This window comes from Stenotrophomonas maltophilia (assembly GCF_023518235.1).
Classification (GTDB): Bacteria; Pseudomonadota; Gammaproteobacteria; order Xanthomonadales; family Xanthomonadaceae; genus Stenotrophomonas.
This window is the reverse complement of record NZ_CP090423.1, coordinates 1,787,238-1,798,197: the sequence shown is the minus strand read 5'-3', so window position 1 is coordinate 1,798,197 and position 10,960 is coordinate 1,787,238. Positions and strand designations below refer to the sequence as shown.

The 10,960-nt window shown below is 67.5% G+C and carries 10 protein-coding genes and 2 tRNA genes; 11 read left to right on the top strand and 1 reads right to left on the bottom strand.

Going from position 1 to position 10,960, the window contains the following annotated elements; translation table 11 throughout:
- The first annotated feature begins 31 nt into the window (after positions 1-31).
- From kdsB to LZ605_RS08525, 11 genes are all read left to right on the top strand, one after another.
- On the top strand, positions 32-805 hold the full coding sequence (gene kdsB, locus LZ605_RS08575) for a 3-deoxy-manno-octulosonate cytidylyltransferase (protein ID WP_249844478.1): 774 nt from the start codon (positions 32-34) through the stop codon (positions 803-805).
- Complete coding sequence (locus tag LZ605_RS08570; RefSeq protein WP_249844477.1) at positions 802-1,290, top strand: low molecular weight protein-tyrosine-phosphatase; 489 nt, start codon at positions 802-804, stop codon at positions 1,288-1,290. Before kdsB ends, LZ605_RS08570 begins: the two co-directional genes overlap by 4 nt.
- A complete protein-coding gene (locus LZ605_RS08565; protein WP_249844476.1) occupies positions 1,287-2,699 on the top strand; it encodes a hypothetical protein in 1,413 nt (470 codons plus the stop codon). The genes LZ605_RS08570 and LZ605_RS08565 overlap by 4 nt, the downstream gene beginning before the upstream one ends.
- Positions 2,696-4,540, top strand: a complete 1,845-nt coding sequence (uvrC, locus tag LZ605_RS08560; protein WP_249844475.1) for an excinuclease ABC subunit UvrC — start codon at positions 2,696-2,698, stop codon at positions 4,538-4,540. Before LZ605_RS08565 ends, uvrC begins: the two co-directional genes overlap by 4 nt.
- An 18-nt stretch (positions 4,541-4,558) precedes the next feature.
- On the top strand, positions 4,559-5,185 hold the full coding sequence (pgsA, locus tag LZ605_RS08555; protein ID WP_021203601.1) for a CDP-diacylglycerol--glycerol-3-phosphate 3-phosphatidyltransferase: 627 nt from the start codon (positions 4,559-4,561) through the stop codon (positions 5,183-5,185).
- Positions 5,186-5,341: 156 nt separating this feature from the next.
- A tRNA-Gly gene (locus LZ605_RS08550) sits at positions 5,342-5,417 on the top strand.
- Positions 5,418-5,679: 262 nt separating this feature from the next.
- Positions 5,680-5,755 (top strand) — tRNA-Gly (locus tag LZ605_RS08545).
- Positions 5,756-6,296: 541 nt separating this feature from the next.
- Entirely contained in the window at positions 6,297-7,622 is a 1,326-nt protein-coding gene (locus LZ605_RS08540; protein ID WP_409461432.1) for a TolC family protein, read from the top strand.
- Positions 7,619-8,758, top strand: a complete 1,140-nt coding sequence (locus tag LZ605_RS08535) for an ABC transporter permease (protein ID WP_249844474.1) — start codon at positions 7,619-7,621, stop codon at positions 8,756-8,758. Before LZ605_RS08540 ends, LZ605_RS08535 begins: the two co-directional genes overlap by 4 nt.
- Before the next feature lie 10 nt (positions 8,759-8,768).
- Positions 8,769-9,497 (top strand): ABC transporter ATP-binding protein, encoded by a 729-nt coding sequence (locus LZ605_RS08530; protein ID WP_107233067.1) that lies wholly within the window; start codon positions 8,769-8,771, stop codon positions 9,495-9,497.
- Positions 9,494-10,441, top strand: a complete 948-nt coding sequence (locus tag LZ605_RS08525; RefSeq protein ID WP_249844473.1) for an HlyD family secretion protein — start codon at positions 9,494-9,496, stop codon at positions 10,439-10,441. The genes LZ605_RS08530 and LZ605_RS08525 overlap by 4 nt, the downstream gene beginning before the upstream one ends.
- Here LZ605_RS08525 and LZ605_RS08520 read toward each other — a convergent pair.
- Entirely contained in the window at positions 10,418-10,858 is a 441-nt protein-coding gene (locus LZ605_RS08520) for a hypothetical protein (RefSeq protein ID WP_249844472.1), read from the bottom strand. The two genes, LZ605_RS08525 and LZ605_RS08520, sit on opposite strands and share 24 nt — an antisense overlap.
- Positions 10,859-10,960: the final 102 nt, after the last annotated feature.

The window sequence follows — 10,960 nt, the reverse complement described above, 5'->3', positions numbered from 1 at the left end:
CGTTGTAACGAGCCTGCCGAGTACCGCCCGCATGACCGAATTCGTTGTTGCCATTCCGGCCCGCTATGCCGCTTCGCGGCTGCCGGGAAAACCCTTGCGCCTGCTGGGCGGTGAGCCGCTGGTGCTGCACGTGGCGCGCCGCGCGCTGCAGGCCGGCGCAGGCCAGGTGTGGGTGGCCACCGACGATCAGCGCATTGCCGATGCGCTGTCCGGGCTGGCCGAAGTGAAGGTGGCGATGACTGCTGCCTCACATGCGTCCGGCACCGACCGCCTGGCCGAGTGCGCGCGTATGGCCGGCTGGGCCGATGACACCGTCGTGGTCAACCTGCAGGGTGACGAACCGTTCGCGCCGGCGGCAGGCATCCGCGCCGTGGCCGAGGCACTGGTCAACGGCACTGCGCCGATGTCGACCCTGGCCACCACCGTCGAGGATGCGCCTACGCTGTTCGACCCGAACGTGGTCAAGCTGGTGCGCAACGCGCGCAACGAAGCGATGTACTTCAGCCGTGCCCCGATCGCCTGGCACCGCGATGGCTTCGCGCGCAGTCGTGAGGCACTGCCGGAAGGTCATGCCTGGCTGCGCCACATCGGCATCTACGGCTACCGTGCCGGTTTCCTGCAGCAGTTTGCCGCCATGCCGCCAGGGCAGCTTGAACAGGTCGAATCGCTGGAGCAGTTGCGCGTGCTGGAGGCCGGCTACCCGATCAGCGTAGCGATCTCGCCCGAGCCGTTCCCGCCGGGCATCGACACGCCCGAAGACCTGGAGCGCGCCGAGGCGCTGTTGCAGGCGCTGGCCGCACGATGAGACTGCTGGTCGTCTGCCTCGGCAACATCTGCCGTTCGCCGATGGCCGAAGGCGCATTGCGCGCCCGCCTGGACGCCTCGCCGCTGGCCGGGCGGGTAGAGGTCGATTCGGCCGGCACCGGTGACTGGCACGTGGGTGAGCCGCCGGACCGGCGCGCGATCACCTGCGCGGCCGGTCATGGTGTGGACATCGGCGGGCTGCGTGCACGCCAGTTGCAGGCCCGCGATTTCGACCGGTTCGACTGGATCCTGTGTGCCGACCCGGCCAATCTGCGCGATGCCGGGCGCTTGGCATCGCCCGCCCAGCGCGAGCGCCTGGCGCTGTATCTGCCGTGGTCGGGCGGGCGGGGAGCGGGCGCGATCCCGGACCCCTACACCGGGGGCAGCGAGCAGTTCGAACAGGTCTGGACGCTGGTGGACGAAGCTACAAAACGTGCAGTGGCACGACTGTTGCATGACGCCGACTCCGGCATAATCGGGTCATGAACGTCCAGCCCGTCCCGGACCTGCCCGAGTTTGCCGCCTGGCTCAATGCCACGCCCTGCACGCTGACCGAACTGCGCGGTCGGCCGGTGGCCCTGTTGTTCGTCAATGCCGCCTCCGCGTGGAGCGCGCAGCGCCTGGCCGAGTTTGGCCAATGGTTGTCGCGACACCCCGGCAAGCTGCAGCCGCTGGTACTGCAGGTGCCGCGATTCGATTTCGAGCGCGAGGCCGATGCCGCACTGAAACTGCTGCGCCGGCAGGGGTTGTCGATGCCGGTGCTGCTCGATACCGACTGGGATGGCTGGCGCCGCTTCGGCATCACCGCGTGGCCGACGCTGGTGCTGCTGGATGCGCAGGGCCGCGAACAGCAGCGGCTGGTCGGGCAGGGCGCCCCCGGGGACCTGGAGCGCGCCTTGAACGCGCTGTGCCAGGGCGCGCCTCTGGCGCCACCGCGTGGCGGCAGCGAACTGCATCCGGAGCCGCGCCATCCGCTGCGCTTCCCGCTCGGCCTGGCAGTCAGCACCGAACGGCTGTACATCGCCGACAGTGGCCATCACCGCATCCTTGAATGCAGCCATGGCGGGCGCATCCTGCGCCAGTTCGGCCTTGGTACTGCCGATTTCATGGACGGCAACCTGGCTGAGGCGGCGTTCCACCGTCCGCAGGCGCTGGTGCTGGAACGCGATTCGCTGTACGTGGCCGACACCGGCAACCATGCCGTGCGCCGCATCAACCTGCTGACCGGTATCGTTGACACGTTGTGCGGCAACGGTCGTCCCGGTGCGCCGGTGGAAGGGCCGGTCGCGCAGGCGCGACAGGTCTCGCTGGACCATCCGACCGGCCTGGCCATTGCCGACAACCAGCTGCACATCGCCATGGCCGGCGACAACCGCATCTGGAGTTTCCATCTGGGCCAGCGCAGCCTGCAGTGGCGCGCCGGCAGTGGGTCGATCGATGAGCGTGACGGCAGTGGCCACCTGGCCGCCTTTGCCCAGCCGACCGCGTTGGCCGTGGTGCAGCAGGTGCTGTACGTGGCCGATGCGCTGGGCTCGTCGATCCGCGCGCTGCAGCTGCGCGGTGATCTGGTGCAGACCCTGGTCGGCCAGGGGGCCTGGCGCTTTGGCCATGAGGACGGCCCGCGCGCGCAGGCCAGCCTGCAGTTCCCGCAGGCGATCGCGCTGAGCCCCGAGGCCCCCCTTCTGTGGATTGCCGATACCGGCAACGGCCATCTGCGCACGTTGCGCCTGGGCGGTGGTGAACTGACCACCCAGCCATTGCCGCGCCGGCTGCATGGCCCGGCGGGCCTGGCCGTCGGTGCGGGCGCGGTGTGGATCGCCGAGACCGATGCGCATGCCGTACTGCGGTTCGACCCCGACAGCGGCGTGCTCAGCGAAGTACCGATCAGCGAATGACCGACGCTTCCGCCCCGGCCTTCGACGGCAAGGCCTTCGCGGCCCATCTGAGCACGGCCCCCGGCGTGTACCGGATGTACGCCGCCGACGACACCCTGCTGTATGTCGGCAAGGCGCGCGCACTGCGCAACCGTGTGGGCAGCTACTTCAACGGCAGCCCGAAGAATGCGCGGATCATGTCGATGATCTCGCAGATCGCGCGCATGGACGTGACCGTGACGCGCTCGGAAGCCGAGGCGCTGCTGCTGGAGAACCAGCTGATCAAGTCGCTGTCGCCGCGCTACAACGTTTCGCTGCGCGACGACAAGACCTATCCGCATGTGCTGCTCACCCGCGAAGACTGGCCGCGCATCGCCCTGCATCGCGGGCCGCGTGCCATTCCCGGCCGCTATTTCGGGCCATACCCGGGCGTCACCGCAGTGCGCGAGACGCTCAACCTGATGCACAAGCTGTTCAAGCTGCGCAGTTGCGAGGACAGCGTGTTCCGCAACCGTTCGCGGCCGTGCCTGCAGTACCAGATCGGCCGCTGCAGTGCGCCCTGCGTGGAACTGGTGGCGCCGGCCGAGTACGCCGAATCGGTGCGCCGCGCCGCACTGTTCCTGGAAGGCAAGAGTGATGAGCTGACCCGCGAGCTGGGTGAGCAGATGCAGGCCGCCAGCGAGGCGCTGGAGTTCGAACAGGCCGCGCGCCTGCGCGATCTGATCTCCTCGTTGCGCAGCATGCAGACCCGGCAGTATGTGGATGGCCGCGCCGCCGATCTGGACGTGCTGGCGGTGGCCATGCAGGGTTCGCAGGCCTGCGTGCTGCTGCTGGCGTTCCGCGACGGTCGCAACCTCGGCACCCGTCCGTTCTTTCCACGCACCAATGGCGAGGACAGCGCGGAGGAAGTGCTGGCCGCGTTCGTCTCGCAGTACTACATCGAGTTCGAGCCACCGCGCGAGATCCTGCTGGACCGCGAGATTCCCGACGCCGACCTGCTGGTGGCGGCGCTGTCGGCCTCGGCCGAGCGCAAGGTGCAGCTGAAGTGGAACGTGCGCGGCGAGCGCGCCGGCTACGTGGAACTGGCCAGCCGCAACGCGCAGTTGACGCTGGCCACGGAACTCAACAGCCGCAATGCCCAGCACGCGCGCAGCGATGCGTTGCGCGACATGCTGGGGCTGGCCGAGCCGGTCAAGCGGGTGGAATGCTTCGATATCAGCCATACGCTGGGCGAAGCCACCGTGGCCTCGTGCGTGGTGTTCGACGCGGCCGGGCCGGTGCGCGCGCAGTACCGCCGTTTCAACATCAGCGGCATCGAGCCGGGCGATGACTATGCCGCCATGCGCCAGGCCATCGACCGTCGCTTCCGTCGTGCGGTGGAAGAGCAGGGCGTGCTGCCGGATGTACTGCTCATCGACGGTGGTGCCGGCCAGCTGGCCCAGGCCCAGTCCGCGCTGGCCGACCTGGGCGTGGAAGGCGTGCTGCTGGTGGGCGTTGCCAAGGGCGTGGAGCGCCGTGCCGGCCACGAAGCGCTGGTGATGCCCGATGGCCGTGAGTTGCGCCCGGGGGCCGCCAATCCGGCGCTGCAGTTCATCCAGCAGGTGCGCGACGAGGCGCACCGGTTCGCCATCACCGGTCACCGCGGCCGTCGCCAGAAGGCCCGGATGACCAGCAAGCTGGAGGACATCCCCGGCATCGGCCCGCGTCGCCGTGCCAGCCTGCTCAAGCATTTCGGCGGTCTGGTCGGCCTCAAGGCCGCCGGCGAGGCGGAAATCGCCAAGGTGGAAGGCATCAATGACGCCCTTGCGGCGCGTATCTACGCTAACCTGCACGGGTTGGCCACGCCCGATGCGGCCGAGTAGAGAGAGAAGCACGCAAGCATGAAGTTGACCCTGCCCACCTGGCTCACGTTGTTGCGGATCGTGATGATCCCGGTGCTGGTGCTGGTGTTCTACCTGCCCTACACCTGGACCAACTTCGCTTCGGCGGCGATCTTCGGCCTGGCCGCGATCACCGACTGGCTCGATGGCTGGATCGCCCGCCGCTACCAGCTGGAGTCGGCATTCGGCGCTTTCCTCGATCCGGTGGCGGACAAGTTGATGGTGGCGGTGGCGCTGTTCCTGATCGTGCAGGGCCACCCGACGCCGTGGATGGCCTTCTGGGCGGCGGTGATCGTCGGCCGCGAAATCGCGGTGTCGGCGCTGCGCGAATGGATGGCCGAGCTGGGCCAGCGCGCCAAGGTGCGCGTGGCGATGATCGGCAAGATCAAGACCACCGCACAGATGGTCGCGCTGTTGTGCCTGCTGTACTCGGTGGCGCCGAACGTACCGGTGGAAGACATCTGGATGGGCTGGCCGGTATTCCACATTGGTGATTGGACGCTGGCCATTGCCGCAGTGCTGACCCTGTGGTCGGGCCTGCAGTACCTGCACGCCGCCTGGCCGAGCCTGCGCGAAGACGAGCGCGCCGCGCGCGAGCGTTCGCGGCAGAAGAAGCTGGGCAACTGAGTGCCGGGGTCGGACCCATTTCCCAGGGAAAGGGCGCTGACCCCAACGATGATGTTTCCATCCACGCCATGCGTGGATGCGTAATGCAGGTCGACTTGCAGACCCGAAAAAAGCGCTTGACGCCATCCTGAGAACGGGTAGAATTTCGCCTCCCAAGCGGGAATAGCTCAGTTGGTAGAGCGCAACCTTGCCAAGGTTGAGGTCGCGAGTTCGAGTCTCGTTTCCCGCTCCAGATTCAAGAAAAACGCTCCCGCAAGGGGGCGTTTTTCGTTTGCGGACAACGCGCTGCACGGTACCGGCGTTCCATGGCAAGCGGCGCCTGCACAGGGGATGGATCATCTGCCGGGCGATTGACCGCTCAACGTCGGGCTGCACACCGGGGAACGTAGCCTGGGGGCTGAACGCTGCCCGGCCATGCAGGTGAAATTTCCTGTTGACGCCGTGCAGCAATATCGACACAATAGCGCTCCTTCGACGCAGGTCGAACGGAATCTGCGGGAATAGCTCAGTTGGTAGAGCGCAACCTTGCCAAGGTTGAGGTCGCGAGTTCGAGTCTCGTTTCCCGCTCCAGATTCAAGAAGAACGCTCCCGAAAGGGGGCGTTTTTCGTTTGCCACTCCGGGTGCGCCATCGCCCCGTCAGCGCGCGTCCCGTGGCCTGGGCATCGCGCACGGTTCGAACGTGAAGATCTAAGATTCACCGGGAATGACGTTGCTGTGCTCCATCAGGAGCAGTACGGCGTTCGAGGCCAGTGGGGTGCTCAACGCGACCGCGAGTGCGGCGACAATCAGTGTGGTGATCAAGCCAGTCACTCGCCAGCGGCAATACACCGTGAAAGTCGTCCAGTGTTCCGTGCCGGGAACGCATTGAAAGCGGAGTGAAAGGCTCGGGTCGCGCTGCCTGAACCGCACGCGTGCTGTGACCTTTTTCGGACCATTTCTCCATGTTCGCTCCACAATCACACGGTAGCCTGCGTGCTCCCTTAACACGTTGGCAGGCCGGTGGTCAGGCGTATCACTCCAGTGGCAGTGCCCAGGACCGGGCGCGGACTTACCTTGCAGGGGGTGCTGCGTCCGGGTGCATTGCTGGCCAGCCTGGCGCTGGCCGGTTGCATGTCGGTGCCCGTTCCAGAGCTGCCTGACCGTACGCCGAGCGCCTGGACCCAGCCGCCACCGGGAAGCGGCGTGGCGGTGGATGCGCGGCAGTGGTGGAAGGCACTGTCCGACCCGGCACTCGATGGTCTGGTCGACCAGGCCATCGCCGACAACCTCGACCTGCAGCAGGCCACGCTGCGCCTGCAGGCAGTGCGGATCACATCGGGCACCGCCGATTCGCGCTTCCTGCCGGAGATCTCGGCCAGCGCCAAGCAGGTGCAGGACGCCGCCGCCGTCGATACCTATTTCCATGCTGGCATTGAAGCGATCTGGGATCTGGGTCTGTTCGGTGCCGCCGAAAGTGCGCATCTGGCGGCGCAGGCCTCGGCCGGCAATGCCGAAGCACTGCGCAGCGCCGCGCAGGTGGCGGTGATTGCCGACGTGGTGCGCAGCTATCTGGATCTGACCGTGGCGCAGGCGCAGCAGGACCTGCTGGCCCGTCAGCAGGCCGTGGACGATCGCGGCGAGCAGTTGGCCCGGGTGCGGCAGCGCCTGCGCCTGGATGAACCGGGAGAGCTGGAACGCCTGCAGGCGCGCCAGGCGGCCACGCGCGCGGCGTCGGCGCAGGCGCGTGAGAATGCAGACAGCGCAGCGCGTGCACTGGCGCTGTTGCTCGGCCGCGATGGCCCGGACCCGGCGTGGCGCGCCTGGCGCACGCCGCCCAGACTCGGTGTGTTTGCCTTGCAGCAGGTGCCAGCGGACCTGCTGCGGCATCGCCCGCAGATCCTGCTGGCCGAATCGGCGGTGCTGCAGGCTGCGGCCGACAAGGGCACCGCGCGCGCGGCGATGTACCCACGGGTCAGTCTGGGCGGCTCGATCCTGTACGCCTACAACCTCACCCAGAATGCGCGCTCCAACTCTGATTCCAGCCCCTCGATCGGCCCCTACATCGACATACCGCTGTGGGACTGGGGCCAGCGCCGTGCGCGCTTCCAGGCCGAGGACAAGCAGCTGGGCGCCGCGTTGCTGGGCTACCGCAAGGCGGTGCTGGAAGGCGTAAGCGAAGTGGAAGGCGCACTGGGCAGCCTGGCCCGACAGGACAGCAGCATCCAGTCGCTGCGTGCGGCCAACGAGGCCGCCAGCCAGCAGGTCAGGCGCCAGGCACGGCAGGTGCAGCTGGGCCTGTCCAGCGAATTCGAGGGTCTGGACACACAGCGTGCCGCACTCGCCGCGCAGGCTGATCTGATCGGTGCGCAGGGCGCGCGCGTGCTGGCGTTTGCGTCGCTGTACCGCGCGCTTGGCGGCGCACCGTTGCCGGTCGAGACCGAGGATGCGGCGCAATGATCGCGCTGGCCCGCAAGACCCTGGCCTATGAGTGGCGCCGGTTCCTGCCGGTGGTGATGGCGATGTGCTTCGCCGGCGTGCTGCTGATCGTGCAGGCGGCGCTGGTGCTGGGCATCTTCGGCACCGCTGCGATTTACGTGAAAGCGTCGTCGGCCGATATCTGGGCCGGTTTTCCCGGGACACAGAGCGTCAACTACGGTCATGCCATCAGCGCCGATGTGGAAAGCCACCTGCGCATGGACCCGGATGTCACCCGCGTCGAACCCTACGAGTGGGTCGATGGCGAGTGGCGCTCCAGTGCGCCGGGCACCGGCAACGTGTCGGTGTACCTGTCCGGCATCGCCACCGCCGACGACGCGATGATGTTCGCGCGCATCCTGCCGGCTGACCTGCGTGCGCAACTGCGCGAGCCGGGCGCGGTGATCGTCGACAGCGCCGATCTGGATACGCTGGGCGTGGACCTGCAGAACAACCGTGCCTGGATCAACGGCAAGGCCGTGCGTGTGGTCGCCGCACAACCCGGCCTGCGGGGTCTTGGGGGTGTCAACGTGCTGGCCTCGCTGGATACTGCGCGCGCCATTGCCGGCACCGATCCGCATGAAGGCAGCACCTATTTCGTGGCGGGCCTGCGCTCGCCGGAGCTGGCCGATCGCGTACGCGATCGCCTGTCGGCCTCGATGGGCCAGGCCACGCCGGTCGAGTTCTGGACGGCGCCCGAGTTCGCCAGCCGCTCGCAGCGGTACTGGCTGTTCGATACCGGCGCCGGCATCGCGGTGCTGTTCATGGCGGTCATCGTCTGCTTCGTCGGCGCGGTGATCACCAACCAATCGTTCGCCTCGGTGGTGGCCGGTTCGGTGCGCGAGTACGCCACGCTCAATGCACTCGGTGCCGGTCGCTATGCGCTGGCGCGGGTGGTGTTCGAGCAGGCGCTGCTGATTGGTGGTGTGGGCATGTTGCTGGCGGCGGCGTTCAGCACCGTGGTGCTGTTGATCGCGCAGACCCAGCGCGTGCCGGTGCAGCTGACGCCGATGGTCATCCTCGGCTGCGTGGCGCTGGTCGCGGTGATGGCCATGCTGTCGAGCATCATGGCGGTACGCAGCGTCGTCCGCTCCGATCCATCGTTGCTGTTGCGCTGAGGGCTGGCCGATGACATCCACGCGCGCCGTTGCGCCAACTCTGCAGGCCGACGCACTGGAGAAGGGCTTCCTGTCCGGCGATGTGCAGGTGCCGGTGCTGCGAGGCCTGTCACTGGACATCTATCCCGGTGAACTGACCCTGGTCTCAGGACCGTCCGGCTGCGGCAAGAGCACGCTGTTGTCGCTGCTGTCCGGCCTGTCGTCGCCCGATGGTGGCCGCGTACATGCGCTCGGCCAGGATGTGGGGCACATGAGCCGCAGCGAGGTGGAGCGATTCCGGCTGCATCATGTCGGGTTCGTGTTCCAGGGCTTCAATCTGTTCCCGGCGCTGACCGCGCTGGAACAGGTGCAGCTGCCCTTGGGCTACCGGGGCATGCGCAATCGCGATAGCGAACCGTTGGCGCGCAGAGCACTGGAAGAGGTCGGCCTGGGCCATCGCAGCCATATGCGCCCGGCGCAGCTGTCCGGCGGAGAGAAGCAACGCGTGGCGGTGGCTCGCGCCTTCGCCAAGTCGCCGACGCTGATCTTCGCCGACGAACCGACCAGTGCGCTGGATGCCGAGAATGGCCAGCGCGTCATCGACATCCTGCATCGTTACGCGCGTGCACATGGCGCCACTGTGCTGTGCGTGAGCCACGATCCACGCCTGATCCGGCATGCCGATCGGGTGATCGCCATGGAAGACGGCATGGTCCGTGATGACCGCCGCCAGAATGAAACCGTAGAGTCCGCCCCATGATCAGAACATCGCACCTGTTTTCGCTCGGCCTGGCTTTGTCCGCAGCGTTGCTGCTCGGCGCCTGCGCCAGGGAGGCGTCTGCGCCTGCAACCGCTCCTGCGGGCAAGACCGGCGATGCCGCCAACAAGGTCGCCGTTGCGCGCGGCATCATTGATGTGGAGGGTGGGCTGATTGCGCTCGCACCGCCGATGGACGGCTCGATCAGCGCAGCGCCGGTGAAGGAGGGTGCGCTGGTGAAGAAGGGACAGCTCCTGCTGTCGTTGGATGGTGCATTGCTGCAACAGGAGGTGGCGATGGCCAGCGCCGATCTGGCCTTGGCCAATGACCGGTTGAAGGGCAGCCAGGCGCAGTTGCGCGAACTGGAGCGTAACGCCGCCCGCCTGGCCACCGGCGCCAGCGAAGGCGTGTCGTCCAACCAGCAGGCTGACGCGGCCAAGCAGCAACTGGCGAGTGTGCGCGTCGACGTTGACGTGGCCGCTGCGCAGGTCGACATGGCCCAGCACAAGCTGGAGCACGCCAAGCTGAAACTGCAGCAGATGTCGCTGACCGCGCCGGACGCCGGCACTGTGGTCGGCCAGGTGCCGGGCCCCGGTGCATTCGTGCGGGCCGGCAAACCGGCGATCTCGCTGCTGCCGGCGCGCCCGCTGCAAGTGCGCGCCGAACTCAGTGCCGCCTACGCCGATGCGGTGCAGGTGGGCATGCAGGCCACCGTGGTGCCGGACAGCGATGGCGCCGGCAACGCCGCCCCGCTGCCACTGGCGCGCGTGGTGCGCATCAGCCCGGTGTTCGCGCAGGCGCGCCTGCCTGAAGACGCAGGCCGTGGCGTAGCCAAGGTGGTGGAGTGCGTGCTCGAGTTCGATGGCGAGGCCAAGGCGCGCTTCGGCCAGCACGTGCGGGTGGAGTTCCGGAAGCAGGCGCAGTCAGCGGCTGAGCCAACGCCGTAGCCGAGGGCAGGCGGAGACTGGCTCGATCACAAGCAGCGCCAGCAGCAAGGGTGCGCAGGCGGCCAGCAACCAGAGCATGTGCACGCCACGCACGGGCGATTGATGCATGGCCGACGCGCCCCACAGCAGGGTCCAGCCCAGCCACGGCAGGATGCCGATCAGCATGCGCAGCCACAAGCGATGGAATCGCCAAGCTTGCACCATCAGGCCCAGCGCGACGTTCTCTTCAGCGATGATCAGTGCGAAGGTAATGACTGAGCCGGTGGGGTAGGGCCCTGTGCCGGAGTCGGTGTGGTGCAACTGCCAATGATCGGGTTGAAATCCTGCATGGACGAGCGCGCAGAAAGGCAGCGGCCAGATCAATGATGCGAGCAGCCAGAAGACATGGGAGTCGCGGAGTGCGTTGGGCAGGAGCACGACTCGGGCGTTCTTCGCTGTCGGACACTCAACCTTGCCGCTCAGGTCGGTAGCAATCCATGCAAGAGATCCGAAAATGAGCTGGCGAAGCCCTTGGATCGA

What these genes read in the sequence shown, in the direction of transcription:
- LZ605_RS08570 (WP_249844477.1), top strand. Translation starts at nt 802, where the DNA reads ATGAGACTGCTGGTCGTCTGCCTCGGCAACATCTGCCGTTCGCCGATG.
- LZ605_RS08525 (WP_249844473.1), top strand. Translation starts at nt 9,494, where the DNA reads ATGATCAGAACATCGCACCTGTTTTCGCTCGGCCTGGCTTTGTCCGCA.
- uvrC (WP_249844475.1), top strand. Translation starts at nt 2,696, where the DNA reads ATGACCGACGCTTCCGCCCCGGCCTTCGACGGCAAGGCCTTCGCGGCC.
- LZ605_RS08535 (WP_249844474.1), top strand. Translation starts at nt 7,619, where the DNA reads ATGATCGCGCTGGCCCGCAAGACCCTGGCCTATGAGTGGCGCCGGTTC.
- kdsB (WP_249844478.1), top strand. Translation starts at nt 32, where the DNA reads ATGACCGAATTCGTTGTTGCCATTCCGGCCCGCTATGCCGCTTCGCGG.
- LZ605_RS08565 (WP_249844476.1), top strand. Translation starts at nt 1,287, where the DNA reads ATGAACGTCCAGCCCGTCCCGGACCTGCCCGAGTTTGCCGCCTGGCTC.
- LZ605_RS08530 (WP_107233067.1), top strand. Translation starts at nt 8,769, where the DNA reads ATGACATCCACGCGCGCCGTTGCGCCAACTCTGCAGGCCGACGCACTG.
- pgsA (WP_021203601.1), top strand. Translation starts at nt 4,559, where the DNA reads ATGAAGTTGACCCTGCCCACCTGGCTCACGTTGTTGCGGATCGTGATG.
- LZ605_RS08540 (WP_409461432.1), top strand. Translation starts at nt 6,297, where the DNA reads ATGTCGGTGCCCGTTCCAGAGCTGCCTGACCGTACGCCGAGCGCCTGG.